The sequence below is a fragment of the Thauera butanivorans genome, assembly GCF_048398245.1.
Classification (GTDB): Bacteria; Pseudomonadota; Gammaproteobacteria; order Burkholderiales; family Rhodocyclaceae; genus Thauera; species Thauera butanivorans.
This window is the reverse complement of sequence record NZ_CP183038.1, coordinates 1684718-1704665: the sequence shown is the minus strand read 5'-3', so window position 1 is coordinate 1704665 and position 19948 is coordinate 1684718. Positions and strand designations below refer to the sequence as shown.

16 protein-coding genes and 1 pseudogene are annotated in these 19948 nt (G+C 65.3%); 3 read left to right on the top strand and 14 right to left on the bottom strand.

Features of this window, described 5'->3' with window-relative positions:
* Positions 1–2 precede the first annotated feature (2 nt).
* The 3 genes from lolA to ACNQFN_RS08200 form a co-directional block, all read right to left on the bottom strand.
* Positions 3–719, bottom strand: a complete 717-nt coding sequence (gene lolA, locus ACNQFN_RS08210) for an outer membrane lipoprotein chaperone LolA (protein ID WP_418648901.1) — start codon at positions 717–719, stop codon at positions 3–5.
* Positions 719–3007: a DNA translocase FtsK gene (locus ACNQFN_RS08205; RefSeq protein ID WP_418648505.1), complete on the bottom strand. Its 2289-nt coding sequence runs from the start codon at positions 3005–3007 to the stop codon at positions 719–721. The genes lolA and ACNQFN_RS08205 overlap by 1 nt, the downstream gene beginning before the upstream one ends.
* 156 nt (positions 3008–3163) lie before the next feature.
* On the bottom strand, positions 3164–3835 hold the full coding sequence (locus tag ACNQFN_RS08200; RefSeq protein WP_068634778.1) for a Crp/Fnr family transcriptional regulator: 672 nt from the start codon (positions 3833–3835) through the stop codon (positions 3164–3166).
* Between the two features lie 179 nt (positions 3836–4014).
* Between ACNQFN_RS08200 and trxB the strand changes: the two genes are divergently transcribed.
* Both trxB and ACNQFN_RS08190 read left to right on the top strand, forming a co-directional pair.
* On the top strand, positions 4015–4968 hold the full coding sequence (trxB, locus tag ACNQFN_RS08195; RefSeq protein ID WP_418648504.1) for a thioredoxin-disulfide reductase: 954 nt from the start codon (positions 4015–4017) through the stop codon (positions 4966–4968).
* Between the two features lie 8 nt (positions 4969–4976).
* Positions 4977–6077: a Smr/MutS family protein gene (locus ACNQFN_RS08190; RefSeq protein WP_418648503.1), complete on the top strand. Its 1101-nt coding sequence runs from the start codon at positions 4977–4979 to the stop codon at positions 6075–6077.
* A 49-nt stretch (positions 6078–6126) separates the two neighbouring features.
* Here ACNQFN_RS08190 and ACNQFN_RS08185 read toward each other — a convergent pair whose 3' ends face one another.
* Entirely contained in the window at positions 6127–6465 is a 339-nt protein-coding gene (locus ACNQFN_RS08185; protein ID WP_418648502.1) for a P-II family nitrogen regulator, read from the bottom strand.
* 100 nt (positions 6466–6565) lie between these two features.
* On the opposite strand from ACNQFN_RS08185, the pseudogene ACNQFN_RS08180 reads away from it, so the two are divergent.
* Positions 6566–8017 (top strand): annotated as a pseudogene (locus tag ACNQFN_RS08180) (GNAT family N-acetyltransferase).
* Positions 8018–8071: 54 nt separating this feature from the next.
* Here ACNQFN_RS08180 and ACNQFN_RS08175 read toward each other — a convergent pair.
* From ACNQFN_RS08175 to nuoF, 10 genes are all read right to left on the bottom strand, one after another.
* Positions 8072–8635 (bottom strand): NUDIX domain-containing protein, encoded by a 564-nt coding sequence (locus ACNQFN_RS08175; protein WP_418648501.1) that lies wholly within the window; start codon positions 8633–8635, stop codon positions 8072–8074.
* Positions 8636–8639: 4 nt separating this feature from the next.
* Complete coding sequence (gene nuoN / locus ACNQFN_RS08170) at positions 8640–10109, bottom strand: NADH-quinone oxidoreductase subunit NuoN (protein WP_418648500.1); 1470 nt, start codon at positions 10107–10109, stop codon at positions 8640–8642.
* Positions 10110–10161: 52 nt separating this feature from the next.
* A complete protein-coding gene (locus ACNQFN_RS08165; RefSeq protein WP_418648499.1) occupies positions 10162–11643 on the bottom strand; it encodes an NADH-quinone oxidoreductase subunit M in 1482 nt (493 codons plus the stop codon).
* A 77-nt stretch (positions 11644–11720) separates the two neighbouring features.
* On the bottom strand, positions 11721–13742 hold the full coding sequence (gene nuoL / locus ACNQFN_RS08160) for an NADH-quinone oxidoreductase subunit L (protein WP_068634786.1): 2022 nt from the start codon (positions 13740–13742) through the stop codon (positions 11721–11723).
* A gap of 12 nt (positions 13743–13754) precedes the next feature.
* Positions 13755–14060 carry an NADH-quinone oxidoreductase subunit NuoK gene (gene nuoK, locus ACNQFN_RS08155; protein WP_004333802.1) on the bottom strand — a complete coding sequence of 102 codons (306 nt, stop codon included), beginning with the start codon at positions 14058–14060 and terminating at the stop codon, positions 13755–13757.
* A 62-nt stretch (positions 14061–14122) separates the two neighbouring features.
* Positions 14123–14728: an NADH-quinone oxidoreductase subunit J gene (locus tag ACNQFN_RS08150; RefSeq protein ID WP_068634787.1), complete on the bottom strand. Its 606-nt coding sequence runs from the start codon at positions 14726–14728 to the stop codon at positions 14123–14125.
* Between the two features lie 33 nt (positions 14729–14761).
* Positions 14762–15247 (bottom strand): NADH-quinone oxidoreductase subunit NuoI, encoded by a 486-nt coding sequence (gene nuoI, locus ACNQFN_RS08145; RefSeq protein WP_068634788.1) that lies wholly within the window; start codon positions 15245–15247, stop codon positions 14762–14764.
* Positions 15248–15254: 7 nt separating this feature from the next.
* A complete protein-coding gene (nuoH, locus tag ACNQFN_RS08140; RefSeq protein ID WP_418648498.1) occupies positions 15255–16304 on the bottom strand; it encodes an NADH-quinone oxidoreductase subunit NuoH in 1050 nt (349 codons plus the stop codon).
* Positions 16304–18643 (bottom strand): NADH-quinone oxidoreductase subunit NuoG, encoded by a 2340-nt coding sequence (gene nuoG / locus ACNQFN_RS08135; RefSeq protein ID WP_418648497.1) that lies wholly within the window; start codon positions 18641–18643, stop codon positions 16304–16306. The genes nuoH and nuoG overlap by 1 nt, the downstream gene beginning before the upstream one ends.
* Complete coding sequence (gene nuoF, locus ACNQFN_RS08130) at positions 18637–19941, bottom strand: NADH-quinone oxidoreductase subunit NuoF (protein WP_418648900.1); 1305 nt, start codon at positions 19939–19941, stop codon at positions 18637–18639. Before nuoF ends, nuoG begins: the two co-directional genes overlap by 7 nt.
* Between the last annotated feature and the right edge of the window lie 7 nt (positions 19942–19948).

Here is a 19948-nt window from a genome sequence, read left to right as displayed (position 1 = left end):
GGTCAACGCGTCGGAGCAGCACCGCTGCTGCCCGCCGCGCCCGGCAGTTCGCCGATCACGTCGGCACCTGCCGGCGGCTCGAAACGGAAGCGGTCGGATGCCAGGTCGGGGTTCGGCTGCAGCCGGGTGAAGCGGATCAGCGTGGTCTGGCCGAAGTTGTCGCGCATCTCCATGCTGTGCAGACGGCCATCCTTCAGGCCGATGCGCAGGGACTCGAAACCGCTGTCGGTCTGCCTGGGGCGTGCTTCGACCCAGTCCAGTTCGCCGTCGCTGCCGCCGCCGGCAAGAACGAAGCCCTCTTCGATGTCTCCGCTGCCGAACAGGATGGCCGCCGGCGTCGCCCCCAGGGCATCGCCGAGCGCGCGCACCGTGACCTGGTTCAGGTCCGGGTCCCAGGTCCACAGCGTGCTGCCGTCGCCGACCAGTACTTGGCGGTAGGGACGCTCGTATTCCCAATGGAAGCGCCCGGGCCGCGCATAGGCGAAGCTGCCCGACGCCTGCTGGGGCTTGCGGCCGGAGCGGGCAACGACGATCTGTTCGAAATCGCCTTCGGCGCTGCGCGTCTCCGCCACGAACTGGCGTAACTGGGCGATGCCGTCCGCCGCCGGCGCGGCGCCGCCGGCACAAGCCAATGCAAGGGCCAGCGAGACACGCGCGATCAACGGGGCACGAGCCGCAAGCCGGCGAGCCACCGCCCCTGCACCGAAATGCATTCCCATCATTCGCTCTCCTTGGCCGGCACGATCACTTCGCGGTTGCCGTTGCTGCCCATCGCCGACACCAGGCCGGCACGTTCCATCTGCTCGATCAGGCGCGCCGCGCGGTTGTAGCCGATGCGCAGGTGGCGCTGCACCAGCGAGATCGACGGCCGGCGGGTCTTGATCACGACTTCGACCGCCTGGTCGTACAGCGGGTCGGCCTCGCCATCGCCGCCATCGCCTCCGCCGCCGAGCGCGGCATCGAGGTCGTCCTCGGGTTGCGACAGGATGCCTTCGACGTAGTCCGGCGGGCCGACGCGCTTGAGGTGATCCACCACCTTGTGCACCTCTTCGTCGGCGACGAAAGCGCCATGCACCCGCACCGGCAGGCCGGTGCCCGGCGCGAGGTAGAGCATGTCGCCCATGCCGAGCAGGTTCTCCGCGCCCATCTGGTCTAGGATGGTGCGCGAGTCGATCTTGCTGGACACCTGGAAGGCGATGCGGGTCGGCACGTTGGCCTTGATCAGGCCGGTGATGACGTCCACCGACGGCCGCTGCGTGGCGAGGATCAGGTGGATGCCCGCCGCGCGCGCCTTCTGCGCGAGGCGTGCGATCAGCTCTTCCACCTTCTTGCCGACCACCATCATCATGTCGGCCAGTTCGTCCACAATGACGACGATGTAGGGCAGCGTGTCGAGCGGCTCGGGGTTCTCGGGCGTGATCGAGAAGGGGTTGGTCAGCGGCGTCTCGGCCTTGCGCGCCTCCAGCACGGCCTTGTTGTAGCCGGACAGGTTGCGCACGCCGACCGCCGCCATCAGCTTGTAGCGCTTGTCCATTTCGGCGACGCACCAGTTCAGCGCGTTCGCCGCGTGCTTCATGTCGGTGACGACCGGCGCCAGCAGATGCGGGATGCCTTCGTAGATCGACAGTTCGAGCATCTTCGGGTCGACCATGATCAGCCGCACGCGGTCCGGCTCGCTCTTGTACAGCAGCGACAGGATCATCGCGTTGATGCCGACCGACTTGCCCGAACCGGTGGTGCCGGCCACCAGCAGGTGCGGCATCTTGGCCAGGTCGGCGACCACCGGCTGGCCGCCGATGTCCTTGCCGAGCACCACGGTGAGCGGCGAAGCCATGTCGTGATAGACCTTGGAGCCAACGATCTCGGACAGGCGCACCGTCTGCCGCTTGGGGTTGGGCAGCTCCAGCGCCATGCAGGACTTGCCCGGTACCGTCTCGACCACCCGCACCGACACCAGCGACAGCGCACGCGCCAGATCCTTGGCCAGATTGACCACCTGGCTGCCCTTGACGCCGGTCGCCGGCTCGATTTCGTAGCGCGTGATGACCGGGCCAGGATAGGCGGCCAGCACCTTGACCTCGACACCGAAGTCGCCGAGCTTGGTCTCGATCAGGCGCGAGGTGAATTCCAGCGTTTCGGCCGACGGCGGCTCGACATCTCCGGAAGCCGGATCGAGCAGTGCCAGCGGCGGCATCGCGCCTGCGGCGGCATCGGCGAACAGGGTCTGCTGGCGTTCCTTGTCGACGCGCTCGGACTTCTGCACGGCGATCAGCGGCGGCTCGATGCGCAGCGGCGCAGGCGCCACCTTCTCGGTCTTGCGGCGCCGGGTCTCGACCACCGCTTCACGCTTCTGCGCCACTTCGCGGCCGACGCGGCGATCCTGCCAGCGTTGCCAGCCCTGCTGCACGGCCAACACGGTCTGCTCCAGCAACAGCCCCACCCGCTCGACCACCGCCAGCCAGGACACGCCGGTGAACAGCGACAGCCCCGAAGCCATCAGCGCGAGCAGCAGCAGGGTACCGCCGGTGAAGCCGAAATAGCGCTGGGTGAGCCCGCCGATCTCCATCCCCAGCAAGCCGCCCGGTGCGAGCGGCACCTGGGCGCCATGGCCATGGAAGCGCAGGAACTCGAGCGCGCTGCTGGTCAGCAGCACGACGAGGAAGCCGGCCATGACGAAGATGAAGGAACGGTGGTCCAGCGTCAGCCGGTTCTTCAGCCGCCGGAAGCCCCACAACAGGCTGTAGCCGAGGAAGATCACCCACCACCACGACGAAAGCCCGAACAGGTAGAGCAGCAGGTCGGCCAGCCAGGCGCCGAAGCGCCCGCCGGGGTTGATCACGCTGGCGACGTCCGAGGCATGGGACCAGCCCGGATCGGCCTTGCTGTAGCCGAGCAGGATCAGGCCGACATAAAGGGACATGACGCCCAGGATCAGCCAGCGAGCCTCCTGCAGCAGCAGCGAGATCTTTTCGGGCAGGGGCTGAGGGCGGGACGAGCGAGACTGCATGAGGCGACGGCGCGAAACCTGAATGAAACAACAGCGTCGATTATAAGCGATACGCCCCGGCGCTCCCGCGCCGCGTTGCGCATCCTCACAAAGCCCCAGGCCGGAGCGGCATGCAGACTCCGGCGAAACGCGCCCCTGCCGGGTCGTGCCCCGGGATCAGACCTCGCTGAGGCGTTCGCGCAGCACGATTCCCTGCGGACGCTCCTCGATCAGGCCCTGCTGCCCCAGATCCTTCATCACCCGGCTCACCATCTCGCGCGAGGCGCCGATCATCTTGGCGATGTCCTGCTTCGATATCTTGCGCACCACGACCGTTTCGCCGCCCACGTCCTCGGCCATCTCGATCAGCAGGCGGGCGACGCGGCCGTACACGTCCATCAGCGCCAGGCTCTCGATCTTGCGGTCGGCATTGCGCAGGCGGCTGGCCAGGTTGCACATGATCCGCCAGGCGATGTCGAAGTTGTCGCGCATGATCACGCGGAAATCCTGCTTGGCGATCAGCACCAGGTCGGCCGGTACCACCGCCACCACCGACGCCGAACGCGGCTGCTCGTCGAACATGCCCATCTCGCCGAACAGCTCGCCCTGGCCGAGGATGGACAGGATCACTTCCCGCCCGTCCTCGTCGCTGACGATGACCTTCAGGCTGCCGGTCAGGACGAAATAGACGAAATCGGAGCGATCTCCCGCATTGACGACCGGCTGGCCGCGCGGAATCCGCCGCATCATGGAGACGCGAGCCACGTTGGCGAGCACATCGTCTGACAGCCCGTGAAAGAGCGGGAAAGTCTTCAGGGCAATGATGGACACTGCAGCGGTTTTCGACATGCTGACTCCACGGAAGAACCTGCAAGTGCAGGCTTGTCTGGTCGATATGTCACAAGTGTAAACGAATATTGCCCGGGCGATTGCCATGGCATCCGGTCGCCGCCGCCCTTCCGTTCCCCCGGCCTGCCGCCGCGGCCGGCTCGGCTATAATTTGCCGTTTCACCGCAGGAACGCTCCCGATGACCACGAAACACGCCCGCCTGCTCATCCTCGGCTCCGGCCCGGCAGGCTATACCGCCGCAGTGTATGCCGCACGCGCGAATCTCGCCCCCGCTCTCATCACCGGCCTCGCCCAGGGCGGCCAGTTGATGACCACGACCGACGTCGACAACTGGCCGGCGGACGCCGACGGCGTGCTGGGCCCGGACCTGATGGCACGTTTCCAGAAGCATGCCGAACGCTTCAACACCGAGATGATCTTCGACCACATCCACACCGTGAAGCTGGCCGAAAAGCCCTTTCGCCTGGTCGGCGACTCGGGTGAATACAGCTGCGATGCGCTGATCATCGCCACCGGCGCGACCGCCAAGTATCTCGGCCTGCCCTCGGAAGAGAAATTCGCCGGCCGCGGCGTGTCGGCCTGCGCCACCTGCGACGGCTTCTTCTACCGCAACCAGGATGTCGCCGTGGTCGGCGGCGGCAATACCGCGGTCGAGGAGGCACTGTATCTCGCCAACATCGCCAGGAAAGTCACCCTGGTTCATCGCCGCGAGAAGTTCCGCGCCGAGAAGATCATGGTCGACAAGCTGATGGACAAGGTCGCCGCGGGCAAGATCGAACTGGCGCTCAACAGCACGCTCGATGAAGTGCTCGGCGACAGCAGCGGCGTCACCGGCATGCGCATCAAGGACGTGAATGCCGGTGCGACCCGCGACGTCGGCCTGCAGGGCGTGTTCATCGCCATCGGCCACAAGCCGAACACCGATCTCTTCGAAGGCCAGCTGGAAATGGAAGACGGCTACATCGTCACCCAGGGCGGACGCAACGGCAATGCCACACAGACCAGCGTTGCCGGCGTGTTTGCCGCGGGCGACGTCCAGGACCACGTGTACCGCCAGGCCGTGACCTCGGCCGGCACCGGCTGCATGGCCGCGCTCGACGCCGAGCGCTACCTCGACGGCCTCGGCAGCTGAGCGGACCGATGAGCCGCCGCCCGCGCACGCCTCCGGCCGAACCGGCGGACAAGCATGCCGGCGACGGCCGGCCTTGCCGGCCCGCCAGCGGCAATACGCCGTTCGCCGGCTTGCGCAGGCAGTTGCAGGACGACAAGGGCGGCATGCCCGCATCGCCGCTGCAGCCTTCCCCGGGCAAGCGGATCCGGCCGTCTCCGGTTGCGGACGACGCCAAGGCCGCCACTCCGGGCACCCAGCCGCCCGACGAGGCCGAACTGGCGCTGTTTCGCAAGACCGTGGGCGCTGCGGCACCGGTCCGCGACGGCAACCGGGCGGAAATCGAACGGGCACGCCCGGCGCCGCTGCCGCGCCCGCGATCGCCGCAGCAGGACGAGGAAAGCATCGGACCGGGCGCTCCGGCCGCCCGGCTCGATCCCCTGAGCCTCGCTTACGAAGGCGTGGTGCCGCTGCGGGCGACGGGACGCATCGAACTCGATACGCCGCTGCGGCACGGCATGCGCACGCCGGCCGCGGACAAGGCGCGGGCGGCGCGCCCGGACGGGCTCGTCCTGCCCGCCGATGCCGGCAACGGCGACCCCGCGTCGCTGTTCCACAGCATGGTGGCCGACGTCCGCCCCATCGACCCCCGCAACCGGGTCGAACTGCAGCGCCCCGCGCCCCGGCCGGCGCCGATCAAGCGCGAGGAGGACGAACGCGCGGCACTCGGCGAATCCCTGGCGGCGCCGCTGAGCTTCGAGGATCGGCTCGACATGGGGGAAGAAGCGGCTTTCCTCCGCCCCGGCCTGCCGCGACGAATACTGACGGATCTGCGGCGGGGGCGCTGGGTGCTGCAGGGCCAGCTCGACCTGCACGGCCTGGTGCGCGACGAGGCACGCGACGCGCTGGCCCGCTTCCTGAGCGACAGCCTGCTGCAGGGCAAGCGCTGCATCCGGGTGATCCACGGCAAAGGCCACGGCTCCCCCGGCAAAGTCTCGATTCTCAAGCAGCTGTCGCGCGGCTGGCTGGCACAGCGCGAGGAGATCCTGGCCTTCTGCCAGGCCGGCCCGCACGATGGCGGCGGCGGCGCACTGCTGGTGCTGCTGCGCGCGCAGAACGGCGCGCGCAGTTGAAGAAGCGGCCGAACGCCGCCCTCCTTCCATTGCCCGCCTTTCTCGCCGTTCAGATCGCCGCTTCGTTTATCTCGCCGGTACGGATGCGGATGACCTGCTCGACGGGCATGATGAAGATCTTGCCGTCACCGATCTTGCCGGTATGGGCCGCCTTGACGATCGCCTCGACCGCCGCATCGACCAGTTCGTCGCTCACCACCACTTCGACCTTGATCTTCGGCAGGAAATCGACGACGTATTCCGCCCCGCGATAAAGCTCGGTATGGCCCTTCTGGCGGCCGAAACCCTTGACCTCGGTGACGGTCAAGCCGGTGATGCCGACTTCGGACAGGGACTCGCGGACTTCATCCAGCTTGAACGGTTTGACAATCGCTTCGATCTTCTTCATCGGCCTCTCCTGGTCCTGATCTTCGTTGTGGTAGCGGAATGTTATCGGATAACGCCCGCCCTTACCGAACGAATCCCATCGTGCGCGCCCTTCGCCCGGCATGCGCAGCGGCCGGGCCCGGCATTGCCCGCCTCCCGGCCAGAAGCACCCGAATCGATGCCGCGGTGTCGCCCCGGCCACACGGCACGCCGGACGTGGACAACTCACAGGCCGGGTGAGCAAGCCTGTGGATAAGCCGTGGACAGCGCTTGCAAGTGGCCGCCGCCAAAGCGTATCTTTGCACTGCACAAAATTTGAGCAGCACCCCGACCCTGCCGGCATGGCACCGCCATACTTCCGGCATTTCCCAAGTTCCCGCAATGCCCATCCAATGCCCATCCCCGACGGACTGCATTTTTTCGACTCGATCTCCCGGATCGACCCCCGGCACTGGGACGCCCTGCCGCCCGATCCGCTGCCGCCGCATCTGCGCCACGCCTACCTGCACGCGCTGGAAGCGAGCGTCAGCGTGGGCGGGCACAGCGGCTGGATACCGCGGCATGCGACGCTGTGGGACGGCGGACGGCTGATCGCGGCGATGCCGCTGTACCTGAAGACGCATTCCTGAGGTGAATACGTCTTCGACTGGGCCTGGGCAAAGGCCTACCAGGAACACGGCCTCGACTACTATCCGAAATGGCTGGCGGCCGTGCCTTTCACGCCGATTCCGGGGCCGCGCATCCTCGGGCGCTCGCCTGCCACGCGCCGGCAACTCGTCGATGCCGTGCTGCACCAGGTCGAAGGCAGCGGCATGTCTTCGCTTCACGTGCTGTTTCCGCACGAGCGGGATCTGGAACTGCTGCGGGACAGCGGCCTCGCCGTACGCCATGGCGTGCAGTTCCACTGGGAGAACGGCAGGAAGGCGACGGACACGGACGATTCAGCCCCGTACCGCGACTTCGAGGACTTCCTCGGCAGCCTGAACCACGACAAGCGCAAGAAGATTCGCCAGGAGCGCCGCCGCGCATCGATGCACGGCCTGCGGATGCGCTGGCTCGACGGCCGCAGCGCCCGGGACGGGGACTGGGCTTTCCTGTGCCGCTGTTATGTCAACACCTATGCCGCACACCGCTCGACGCCCTACCTGAACCTGGATTTCTTCCTGCGGCTCGCCGCCGGCATGCCGGACGAGGTTCTGCTGCTACTCGCCGAACGGGAAGGACAAGCGGTCGCCTGTGCCTTCTTCCTGCGCGACGACGAGGCCTTGTACGGACGCTACTGGGGGGCGATCGAGGCGCTGCCTTTCCTGCACTTCGAGCTGTGCTACTACCAGGCGATCGAATACTGCATCCGGCATGGGCTACGGCGCTTCGAAGGCGGCGCCCAAGGGGAGCACAAGCTGTCCCGCGGGCTCCTGCCGGTCAGGACGCAGTCGGCACACTGGATCGCCGATCCACGCTTCAGCGCCGCGGTGGATGACTACCTGGAACGGGAGCGCACACAGATGGGCTTCTACCTGGACGAACTCGACGAGCACGCCCCTTACCGGCGGGCCGCCCCTGCTGATGGCTGATCGAAGGCCGGGCCTTTCTCAGCCGACGTTTTGTCCGGAATATTCCGGTGCAGTTCAGCCTTGCCCGGCCGGGATCAGGGGCAGGCAGCGATAGAGCGCGGCAATCGACTTGCCGTCGGTCAGTTCGCCGTTGTGGATCGCCTCCTCGGCTTGCTCCACGCTCAGACTGAGCAATTCGAGGAATTCGCCGTCGTCCAGCGCATGCCCGACCTGCCGAAGACCCGTAGCGAGGAAGATCTCGATCCGTTCGTCGGAATAGCCAATGCACGGATGCATGACGCCGATGTAGCGCCACTGCTCCGCTTCGTAGCCGGTTTCCTCGCGCAGCTCCCGCCGGGCGCAGGCGAGGATGTCCTCGCCGGGATCGATCTTGCCGGCGGGCAGCTCCAGGAACGCCCGCCGCAAGGGATAGCGGAACTGGCGTTCGAACAGCAGGCGGCCATCCGGCAGAACTGCGACCACGACGACGGCGCCGGGGTGACGGATGTACTCCCTGAGCCCTTCGCTGCCATCGGGCAGCAGCACCCGGTCACGCCAGACCTTGAGCAGCCTGCCGTCGACGAGCTGCTCGCTCGCCAGCTCCCGTTCTTCGAGCGGGTCGGGCCGGGTCGTGCTCACCGAATCAAAGCGAGCCGAGCAAGGCGTAGGCGCACAGCGACATCAGCATCTGCGGCGCCAGGCCCAGGGCGGCGATCGCGATGCCGTTCGCCGACAGCATGACCCGCACTTCGGCCGGCGCATGGATCGGCGACTCGTCGACCGGCGCATCGAAGTACATCACCTTGACGACGCGCAGGTAGTAGAACGCTCCCGCCACCGACAGCAGCACCGCGACCACGGCCAGCCAGAAGTAGCCCGCGGCGACCACCGCCTGCAGCACGGCCAGCTTGGCGAAGAAGCCGATGAAGAAAGGCACGCCCGCCATCGAGAACATCACGAACAGCATCATCAGCGCGAACCACGGACTGCGCCTGTTGAGGCCCTTGAAGTCGTCGATGTTCTCGGCGTCGAAGCCGGCGCGCGACAGCAGGATCAGCATGCCGAAGGACGCCAGGCTCATGATCACGTAGGCGACGGCATAGAACATCGCCGAGCTGTAGGCATTGAGCGCGAAGTGGCGGTCGCCATCGACCACGCCCGCCAGCAGGCCGAGCAGCATGAAGCCCATGTGCGAGATGCCGGAATAGGCCAGCATCCGCTTGATGTTCTGCTGTGCGATCGCCGCCAGGTTGCCGAGTGCGATCGATGCGACCGCGACGAGCATCAGCATGCCCTGCCATTCCTCGGCGACGTCGAACAGCGCCCAGATCAGCAGGCGGACGGCCATCGCGAACGCGGCGAGCTTGGGGGCGGCCGAGATCATCAGCGTCACGGCCGTGGGCGCGCCCTGATAGACGTCCGGCACCCACATGTGGAAGGGCACCACGCCCAGCTTGAAGCAGATGCCGGCAACCAGGAAGACGAGGCCGAAGGTCAGCACGGTCTGGTTCGCCGCCTGGTTGTAGATGGACTGGGCGACGGCGGAGAATTCCAGCGAGCCGGTCGCGCCATAGACCATCGACATGCCGTACAGCAGCAGGCCCGAGGCCAGCGCGCCGAGGACGAAGTACTTCATCGCCGCTTCGGTCGAACGTGCGGAGTCACGATCGAAGGCGACCATCGTGTACAGCGCCAGCGACATCATTTCCAGGCCGATGTACATCGGCAGCATGTGGTTGGCCGAGACCATGACCATCATGCCCAGCGTCATCAGCAAGGCCAGCAGGTAGTACTCCGGCTTGTCGATCTTGCGATCGGCCAGGTAGCCCCGGCCGTACAGCAGCGCGATCGCGGTGGCGAAATAGATCATCAGCTTCAGGAAGCTGCCCATCAGATCGCTGATGAACAGGTTGCTGAAGGTATATACCGGCTCGCCTTGCATCGTGTAGATGGTGATGAAGGCCGCCGCGATCAGCGTCGCCTGCGTTGCGTAGTAAGCCAGCGAGCGTGCGATGCTGCGGGCGAAGGTGCTCGCCAGCATGATCACCAGGGCCATCACGGCGACGAAAATCTCTGCCGCGGCGGGGTAGAAGTCGGGGACGACAAAGTTCATCTTCTGACCAGTCCGTTAAGTGTCTCTAAAGGTGCCTCGAGCCTGACGGCACTCAGAGCTTGCTCACGGCAACATGCCGCAGGAGTTCGTTGACCGAAGCGTGCATCACTTCGGTGAAGGGATAGGGATACAGGCCCATCGCCAGCACGCAGAAAGCAAGGATGGCGAGGAAGGCGAACTCGCGGGAGTTGAGATCCTCGAGCTCCGCCACGTGCTTGTTGGCGACCTTGCCAAACACCACCCGCTTGTACATCCACAGCGAGTAGGCCGCGCCGAGGATCAGCGTGATCGCCGCGCAGAAGCCGACCCAGAAGTTGAACTGCACCGCGCCGAGGATGACCATGAATTCGCCGACGAAGCCCGAGGTTGCCGGCAGCCCGGAGTTGGCCATCGCGAACAGCATGAAGAAGGCGGCGAACTTGGGCATGGTATGCACCACGCCGCCGTAGTCGGCGATCTGGCGCGAATGCACGCGGTCGTACAGCACGCCGATGCAAAGGAACATCGCGCCCGAGACGAAGCCGTGCGAGATCATCTGCACCAGCGCGCCTTCGACACCCATCGGGTTGAAGATGAAGAAGCCCAGGGTGACGAACCCCATGTGCGAGATCGAGGAATACGCGACCAGCTTCTTCATGTCGGCCTGCACCAGCGCGACGAAACCGATATACACCACCGCGATCAGCGACAGCGTGATGATCAGCCAGGCAAGCTCCTGCGACGCATCCGGCACGATCGGCAGCGAAAAGCGCAGGAAGCCGTAGGCGCCGAGCTTCAGCGCGATCGCGGCCAGCACCACCGAGCCGCCGGTGGGCGCTTCGACGTGGGCATCCGGCAGCCAGGTATGCACCGGCCACATCGGCACCTTGACGCCGAAGGCGATCAGGAAGGCCAGGAAGATCAGGATCTGCGGCTCCATCGGCAGCGGCAGCTGGTGCCAGTCGAGGATGCTGAAGCTGCCGCCGGACTGCATGAACAGGTACAGCAGCGCGATCAGCATCAGCAGCGAGCCGAGCAGCGTGTAGAGGAAGAACTTGATCGCGGCATAGACGCGGTTCGGGCCGCCCCAGACGCCGATGATCAGGTACAGCGGAATCAGCGAAGCCTCGAAGAACACGTAGAACAGCACGCCGTCCAGCGCCGAGAAGATGCCGTTCATCAGGCCCGACATGATCAGGAAGGCCGCCATGTACTGTGCCACGCGATCCTCGATCACCTTCCAGCCCGCCATCACGACCATGATGGTGATGAAGGCGTTGAGGATCACGAACAGCACCGAGATGCCATCGACACCCAGGTGGTAGTTGATGTTGAAGCGCGGCACCCAGGAGCTGAGCTCGACGAACTGCATCGCGCTGGTCGTCGTGTCGAAGCCGGTGTAGAGCGGAATGGTGACGACGAAACCCACCACGGCAACCGCCAAGGCGAGCATCCGCGCCAGCGGGGCATTGCGATCGGAGCCGGTCGCGAGCACCAGCAGGCCGCCGAGAATCGGCACCCAGATCGCCAGACTGAGGAGAGGAATGTCCGTCATCGTTGCTTTCCGTTCAGTGCGCCGCGGGCGGCGCGTTCCATCTTGTTATGAGTACGTTCCTGTTTGCCCTGCCCCGCTTACCCGCGGTTGAACCAGAAGGTAAGCAGGATGAACACGCCGATGATCATCACGAAGGCGTACTGGTACAGGTGGCCGGTCTGGAACAGGCGCGACATCTGCGCCACCCAGCCCACCAGCCTGGCCGTGCCATTCACCGCGACGCCATCGATCAGGGCCTGGTCGCCCGCCTTCCACAAGCCCTTGCCGAGCGCGCGCGCGCCACCGGCGAAGAAGATCTCGTTGAAGCGGTCGAAGAAATACTTGTTCTCCAGCAGGCAGTAGATCGGCTTGAAGATGCGCTGGATCGCGGCCGGGATGTCCGGCCTCACCATGTAGAAGAACCAGGCCACCACGACCCCGCCCATCGCCAGCCAGAACGGCGCGGTCTGCAGGCCGTGGATCGCCATCGCCAGCGGGCCGTGGAAGTTCGCTTCGAGCTCCTTCAGGCCGACGTGGTTGTCGCCGACGAAGATGACGTCCTTGAACCAGTCACCGAACAGCATCGGTTCGATGGTGAAGAAGCCGATCAGCACCGAGGGGATGGCCAGCAGCACCAGCGGCAGCGTGACGACCCACGGCGACTCGTGCGGCTTCTGGCCGGGGGCGAGGCCATGGTGGTGGTCGGCGCTCGGCTCCTCGTCGTCGTGGTCGCCATGGTGGTCATGATGGCCGTGCGCGTTGCCGAAGCGTTCCTTGCCGTGGAAGACCAGGAAGTACATGCGGAAGGAGTAGAACGCGGTCACGAACACGCCCAGCATGACGCAGAACAGCGCGTAGCCGGCACCCGGGATGGTCGAGGCATGCACCGCCTCGATGATCGAGTCCTTGGAGAAGAAGCCCGAGAACAGCGGGAAGCCGATCAGCGCCAGCGAGCCCAGCAGCGAGGTGAACCAGGTGATCGGCATGTACTTCCACAGGCCGCCCATGTTGCGCATGTCCTGGTCGTGGTGCATGCCGATGATCACCGAGCCGGCACCGAGGAACAGCAGGGCCTTGAAGAAGGCGTGCGTCATCAGGTGGAAGACGGCTGCCGAGTAGGCCGACACGCCGAGCGCCACCGTCATGTAGCCGAGCTGGGACAGCGTCGAGTAGGCGACCACGCGCTTGATGTCGTTCTGCACGATGCCGAGGAAGCCCATGAACAGCGCGGTCGTGGCGCCGATCACCAGCACGAAGGACAGCGCCGTGTCGGACAGCTCGAACAGCGGCGACATGCGCGCCACCATGAAGATGCCGGCGGTCACCATGGTCGCGGCGTGGATCAGCGCCGAGATCGGGGTCGGGCCTTCCATCGAGTCGGGCAGCCAGACGTGCAGCGGCACCTGGGCGGACTTGCCCATCGCACCGATGAACAGACAGATGCAGATCGCGGTGATCAGCGGCCAGCCGGTGACGGCCATTTCCTGGGAAGCGAGGCTGTCGGCCTGGGCGAACACTTCGGCGTAGTTCAGCGAGCCGGTGTAAGCCGCGATCAGGCCGATGCCGAGCAGGAAGCCGAAGTCGCCGACACGGTTGACCAGGAAGGCCTTCAGGTTGGCGTAGATCGCGGTCGGGCGGTCGTACCAGAAGCCGATCAGCAGATACGAGACGAGGCCCACCGCTTCCCAGCCGAAGAACAGCTGCATGAAGTTGTTGGACATCACCAGCATCAGCATCGAGAAGGTGAACAGCGAGATGTAGCTGAAGAAGCGCTGGTAGCCGGGGTCTTCCGCCATGTAGCCGATGGTGTAGATGTGCACCATCAGCGACACGAAGGTCACCACCAGCATCATCATCACCGTCAGCGAGTCGATCAGGAAGCCGACTTCGAAGGTGAGGCCGCCCGCCACCATCCAGGTGTAGATCGTGCCGTTGAAGGTGTTGCCCGCCTGCACGTCCTGGTAGATGTACACCGAGGCGGCCAGTGCGATCGCCACGCCGAGGATGGTGACGACGTGCGCGCCGGTGCGTCCGATCGCCTTGCCGAACAGTCCGGCCAGAATCGCGCCGGCGAGCGGCGCCAGCGGCACGAGGAGATAGAGAGTCTGCATGTCCGTCATCGTGACGCTTCCTTAACCCTTGAGGCTGTCCAGATCATCCACGTGGATCGTGCGCATGTTGCGGAACATGACGATCAGGATCGCGAGGCCGATCGCGGACTCCGCCGCGGCGACCGTGAGGATGAAGAAAACGAAAACCTGGCCGGCGATGTCGCCCAGATAGTGCGAGAAGGCGATGAAGTTCATGTTCACCGCAAGCAGCATCAGTTCGATGGCCATCAGCAGCACGATCAGGTTCTTCCGGTTCAGGAAGATCCCGACAACGCTGATCGCGAACAAGATCGCGCCCAGGATGAGGTAGTGGGAAAGCGAAAGCATCTGTGGTGACTCCCTGATCGCACCGGTGCGTCACCGGTGCGTTTCTATTTTCGCGTGCTGTTTCAGTCTTCTTTTTCGGCCTGCATCTTGACCAGCTCGACGCGGCCCTCGCGCTTGACCGCCACCTGCTCGGAGGCCGGGATGCTCTTGATGCCCTTGCGCTTGCGCAGGGTCAGCGTGACCGCCGCGACCATCGCCACCAGCAGCACCAGCGAAGCCAGTTCGAACGGATAGACGTAGTCGGTATAGAGCACGCGGCCGAGTTCGCGGGTGTTGCTGAAGCTCTCACCCGCCGGCGGCGGCGCGGGCATCGCCTCGAGCCCGAAGTAGGAGCCGCCGAGCACCATCGCCATCTCGACCAGCATCAGGATGCCAACCAGCGCACCGACGGGCAGATAGCTCCAGAAGCCTTCGCGGATACGGTCGAGATTGATGTCCAGCATCATCACGACGAACAGGAACAGCACCATCACCGCGCCGACGTAGACCATCACCAGCGTGATGGCGAGAAATTCCGCCTGCAGCAACAGCCAGATACCGCCCGCGTTGAAGAAGGTCAGCACCAGGAACAGCGCGGCATGCACCGGGTTCCGGGCGGTGATTACCCTCAGCGCCGCGAACACCATGATCACGGCGAGAAAGTAGAAGACGAAGGTCTTGAATTCCATGTTCTTGACTCATGGCGCGCAAGGCGCCGTCCGTTAGCGGTATTTGGCGTCCTGCTCGCGGTCGGCCGCGATCTGCGCTTCGTGGCGGTCCCCCACGGCAAGCAGCATCTGCTTGGTGTAGTAGAGATCGCCCCGCTGTTCGCCGTGGTACTCGAACACGCGCGTCTCGACGATGGCATCGACGGGACAGGCTTCCTCGCAGAAACCGCAGAAGATGCACTTCGTCAGATCGATGTCGTAGCGGCTGGTACGGCGCGAGCCGTCCTCACGCTGCTCGGATTCGATCGTGATCGCCATTGCCGGGCAGATCGCTTCGCACAGCTTGCACGCGATGCAGCGCTCCTCGCCGTTCGGATAGCGGCGCAGGGCATGCAGGCCGCGGAAGCGGTTGCTCTGAGGCGTCTTTTCCTCGGGGAACTGGACGGTGATCTTGCGCTGGAAGAAATGCCGTCCGGTCAGGGCCATGCCCTTGACCAATTCCTTCAGGAACAGACTGCCGATGTAATCCTTGGCACCCATGGTCTTCTCAACTCCAGATCGACAGCGGCGACATCATCCACACCGCCACCACAAACACCCACACGAGGGTCACAGGGATGAACACTTTCCAGCCCAGGCGCATGATCTGGTCGTAGCGGAAGCGAGGGAAAGTCGCACGTGCCCACAGGAAGATGAACAGAATCGCGGCGGTCTTGATCGCCAGCCAGTGGAAGCCATCCGGCAGGAAACCCACCGGCGACAGCCAGCCGCCCAGGAACAGGACCGAGGTCAGGATCGAGACCAGGATCATGTTGGCGTACTCGGCGAGGAAGAACAGCGCGAAGGCCATGCCCGAATACTCGACCATGTGGCCCGCCACCACCTCGGCCTCGCCTTCGACGACGTCGAAAGGCGCGCGGTTGGTCTCGGCGATGCCCGAGATCAGATAGACGACGAACATCGGCAGCAGCGGCAGCCAGTTCCACGACAGGAAGCCCAGGCCCATGTCGGCGAACATGCCGGTCCCCTGCGAGGTGACGATGTCGCTCAGGTTCAGGCTGGCCGAGATCAGCAGCACGCAGATCAGCGCGAAGCCCATCGACACTTCGTAGGACACCATCTGCGCGGCGGCGCGCATCGAGCCCAGGAAGGGATACTTGGAGTTCGATGCCCAGCCGGCGACGATCACGCCATAGACTTCCAGCGAGGTGATCGCGAGCAGGAACAGCAGGCCGGCATTGACGTTGGCCAGCACAAGTCCGTCATCGAAGGGCACCACCGCCCAGGCCGCCAGCGACGGCGCGATGGCGAGGATCGGACCGAGGATGAACAGCCCCTTGTTGGAACTGCTCGGAACGATGATTTCCTTCAGCAGCAGCTTGACGCCATCGGCGATCGGCTGCAGCAGGCCTTTCGGACCGACGCGGTTGGGGCCGATGCGAACCTGCATGTAGCCGATGACCTTGCGCTCGGCCAGGGTCAGGTAGGCCACACAGATCATCAGGGGCGCGATGATCGCGACGATCTTGGCCAGCGTCCACACTGCGGGCCAGGCAGGGCCGAAGAAGTCGGCGACGGGTTGCAGCATCGATTCCATCAGGCACGCTCCAAGCTCAATTCACCGCTCATCGCGCCGAGCGTCGCGGTCGATATGTGCGCCGCCGCAATCCTCACGCAGGCTGTGGCAAGCGCCGGATCGGCCTGCACGACCAGTTCCGCGGACGCTGAACCCTGCTTCACGCGGACGCGGTCGCCGTCAGCAATACCCAGCGCGGCGAGCGTCGCGGGCGCGATGCGCGCCGTCGGCGCCTTGGCATCGCGGGTCTTCTGCAAGGCCTCGGCACGACGAACGATCGGGTCGGCGGAATGGATCGGCACGTCGGTGACGCGCTCCAGCGCGCCGCCCGTGACTTCGGCCGCGTTGACGATGACGCCCTCGATGCTGTTGCCGAGCTTCGACGCCACATCCTCACCCAGCGCTTCTGCGCGCACGGCTTCGGAATCGTTCTGCGAAAAGCCATCGAGCGACAGCAGGTTGCCCAGCACGCGCAGCACCTTCCAGGCCGGCCGCGTCTCGCCTTGCGGGCGGGAGACGGCGTTGAAGCTCTGCGCCCGACCTTCGCAATTCACGTAGGTGCCGGAAGTCTCGGTGAAGGGCGCGACCGGCAGCATCACGTCGGCGACGCCACGCAGCGACTCGGAATCGAAGGCGCTCAGGGCGACGACCAGTTGGGCGGAACCCAGCGCGGCAGTGGCCGCCGAAGGATTGGCGAAATCGAAGGCAGGTTCGGCGCCGAGCACGACATAGGCCTTGCGCGCCTGCTCGATCATGGCCGCGGCGTCGAGGCCGCCGTTCGCCGGAACGGCGCCGGCCAGATGACCGCCGACGCTGTTGGCCGCCTCGCCGATGAAGCCGAAGACGCCACCGGTGAGATGAGCGATTTCCTGGGCGAGCATCTGCAGTTCGCTGGCGCGGGCATGCTGCACGGCCAGGTTGCCGAGCCAGACCGCAGGCTTGCGGCCCGAGGCCAAGCTCTTCGCGATCGAGCGCGCTTCGTCCGAAACCTGCTCCGGCAGTTTGCCGCGCAGCGCCACCGACACCTCGGCGCCCTTCTCTTCGGCCAGCGCCGCGACAACCTGCGCCAGCGCCGACACCATGGCCGACGGTGCGACCAGGGCACGATTCCTGACCGGCAGCAGCCACTCTTCGGCGTTCGGGCCGAGCGCGCTCACCTGCAGGCCCTTCTTCGCCGCCTGGCGAACGCGCTGCGCCAGCAGCGGCGCGTCCTTGCGCAGGAAGCTGCCGACCACCAGCAGGCGGTCCAGCTCCTTGACGCCGGCGATCGGCATGCCCAGCCAGGGTGCACCGCCGCACTTGCCGTCGGCACGGAAGTCCGACTGGCGCAGGCGGAAATCGACGTTGTCCGAACCCAGGCCCCGCATCAGCTTCTGCAGCAGATACAGTTCTTCGACGGTGGCGTGCGGCGAACCCAGCGCGCCGATCGAGGCCGGGCCGTGGTCCTTGGCGATGCCGCGCAGCCCGTTGGCGACGAATTCGAGCGCCGCCTGCCAATCGACCCGCTTCCACTCGCCGCCCTGCTTGATCATCGGCACGGTCAGGCGTTCGTCGCTGTTGAGCGCCTCGTAGGAGAAACGATCCTTGTCGGACAGCCAGCACTCGTTGATTTCTTCGTTCTCGAGCGGCAGCACGCGCTTGACCACGTCGTGCTTGGTCTGGACGATCAGGTTCGAGCCGAGCGAATCGTGCGGACTCACCGACTTGCGCCGCGACAGCTCCCAGGTGCGCGCGGCGAAGCGGAAGGGCTTCGAGGTCAGCGCGCCCACCGGGCAGAGGTCGATGATGTTGCCCGACAGCTCCGAGTCGATGGTCTTCTCGATGAAGGGCATGATCTCGGCGTGCTCGCCGCGGAAGGCCTGGCCGAGTTCCATCTCGCCGGCGATCTCGGCGGTGAAGCGGACACAGCGCGTGCAGTTGATGCAGCGCGTCATGTCGGTCGACACCAGCGAGCCGAGGTTCTTGTTGAAGACGACGCGCTTCTCTTCCTGGTAGCGCGAAGCCGACGAACCATAGCCGACCGCCAGATCCTGCAGCTGGCATTCACCGCCCTGGTCGCAGATCGGGCAGTCGAGCGGGTGGTTGATCAGCAGGAACTCCATGACGCCCTTCTGGGCCTTCACGGCGAGTTCCGAGTGCGTCCACACCTTCATGCCGTTGGTCACCGGCGTGGCACAGGCGGGTAGCGGCTTGGGTGCCTTCTCCACCTGGACGAGACACATCCGGCAGTTGGCCGCGATCGACAGTTTCTTGTGATAGCAGAAGTGCGGAATGTAGGCGCCGGCAGCGGCGGCAGCATCCATCACGGTGCTGCCGTCGTCGACCTGGACCTGCTTGCCGTCGATTTCGATCTCTAGCATGACGGGCTCACGTAGATTTGACTGCCAGCGTACTGCACTTCAGGCGGCACGAGGCATTTCTTGTTTTCGATGTGGTACTCGAACTCGGCGCCGAAGTGCTTGATGAAACTTTGCACCGGCATGGAAGCGGCGTCACCCAGGGCGCAGATCGTGCGGCCCATGATGTTGGTGGTGACCGAGTTCAACAGTTCGAGGTCGTCGGCGCGGCCGAGGCCGTTTTCGATCCGATGCACCACGCGGTACAGCCAGCCGGTGCCCTCGCGGCACGGCGTGCATTGCCCGCAGGATTCCTCGAAGTAGAAATACGACAAGCGTTCGAGCGCCTTCACCATGCAGGTGGTCTCGTCCATGACGATGACCGCGCCCGAACCCAGCATCGACCCCGCCTTGGAGATCGAGTCGTAGTCCATGGTGCAGTCCATCATGATGTTGCCGGGCACCACCGGCGACGACGAACCGCCCGGAATCACCGCCTTCAGCTTGCGGCCGCCGCGCATGCCGCCGGCCATCTCCAGCAGCTCGGAGAACGGCGTGCCGAGCGGGATCTCGTAGTTGCCGGGACGATTGACGTGACCCGAGATCGAGAACAGCTTCATGCCGCCGTTGTTGGGCTTGCCGAGGTTCAGGAAAGCTTCGCCGCCCATGTTCATGATGAAGGGCACCGAAGCGAAGGTCTCGGTGTTGTTGATCGTGGTCGGCTTGCCGTAGAGGCCGTAGCTCGCCGGGAACGGCGGCTTGAATCGCGGCTGGCCTTTCTTGCCTTCGATCGACTCGAGCAGTGCGGTTTCCTCGCCGCAGATGTAGGCGCCATAACCATGATGGGCGAACAGCTCGAAGGAGAAGCCGGAACCGAGGATGTTCTGGCCGAGCAGGCCGGCGGTGCGCGCTTCGGCCAGCGCCTCTTCGAAGCGCGAATACACTTCGAAGATCTCGCCGTGGATGTAGTTGTAGCCGCGGGCGGCACCCATCGCATAGGCCGCGATGATCATGCCTTCGATGACGCTGTGCGGGTTGTAGCGCAGGATGTCGCGATCCTTGAACGTCCCGGGCTCGCCTTCGTCCGAGTTGCAGGCAAGGTACTTGTCGCCCGGGAAGGCGCGGGGCATGAAGCTCCACTTGAGACCGGTGGGGAAGCCCGCGCCGCCGCGACCACGCAGCACCGAGGTCTTCAGCTCGGCGATGATCGCATCCTGCGGCGTCTTCTCGGCGAGGATCTTCTTCAGCGCGGAGTATCCACCGCGCGCGACGTAATCCTGGAGCCGCCAGGTGCGGTCGCCGTCACAACCGGCGAGGATCATTCCTTGC

What these genes read in the sequence shown, in the direction of transcription:
- lolA (WP_418648901.1), bottom strand. Translation starts at nt 719, where the DNA reads ATGGGAATGCATTTCGGTGCAGGGGCGGTGGCTCGCCGGCTTGCGGCT.
- ACNQFN_RS08205 (WP_418648505.1), bottom strand. Translation starts at nt 3,007, where the DNA reads ATGCAGTCTCGCTCGTCCCGCCCTCAGCCCCTGCCCGAAAAGATCTCG.
- ACNQFN_RS08200 (WP_068634778.1), bottom strand. Translation starts at nt 3,835, where the DNA reads ATGTCGAAAACCGCTGCAGTGTCCATCATTGCCCTGAAGACTTTCCCG.
- trxB (WP_418648504.1), top strand. Translation starts at nt 4,015, where the DNA reads ATGACCACGAAACACGCCCGCCTGCTCATCCTCGGCTCCGGCCCGGCA.
- ACNQFN_RS08190 (WP_418648503.1), top strand. Translation starts at nt 4,977, where the DNA reads ATGAGCCGCCGCCCGCGCACGCCTCCGGCCGAACCGGCGGACAAGCAT.
- ACNQFN_RS08185 (WP_418648502.1), bottom strand. Translation starts at nt 6,465, where the DNA reads ATGAAGAAGATCGAAGCGATTGTCAAACCGTTCAAGCTGGATGAAGTC.
- nuoN (WP_418648500.1), bottom strand. Translation starts at nt 10,109, where the DNA reads ATGAACTTTGTCGTCCCCGACTTCTACCCCGCCGCGGCAGAGATTTTC.
- ACNQFN_RS08165 (WP_418648499.1), bottom strand. Translation starts at nt 11,643, where the DNA reads ATGACGGACATTCCTCTCCTCAGTCTGGCGATCTGGGTGCCGATTCTC.
- nuoL (WP_068634786.1), bottom strand. Translation starts at nt 13,742, where the DNA reads ATGACGGACATGCAGACTCTCTATCTCCTCGTGCCGCTGGCGCCGCTC.
- nuoK (WP_004333802.1), bottom strand. Translation starts at nt 14,060, where the DNA reads ATGCTTTCGCTTTCCCACTACCTCATCCTGGGCGCGATCTTGTTCGCG.
- ACNQFN_RS08150 (WP_068634787.1), bottom strand. Translation starts at nt 14,728, where the DNA reads ATGGAATTCAAGACCTTCGTCTTCTACTTTCTCGCCGTGATCATGGTG.
- nuoI (WP_068634788.1), bottom strand. Translation starts at nt 15,247, where the DNA reads ATGGGTGCCAAGGATTACATCGGCAGTCTGTTCCTGAAGGAATTGGTC.
- nuoH (WP_418648498.1), bottom strand. Translation starts at nt 16,304, where the DNA reads ATGGAATCGATGCTGCAACCCGTCGCCGACTTCTTCGGCCCTGCCTGG.
- nuoG (WP_418648497.1), bottom strand. Translation starts at nt 18,643, where the DNA reads ATGCTAGAGATCGAAATCGACGGCAAGCAGGTCCAGGTCGACGACGGC.
- nuoF (WP_418648900.1), bottom strand. Translation starts at nt 19,941, where the DNA reads ATGATCCTCGCCGGTTGTGACGGCGACCGCACCTGGCGGCTCCAGGAT.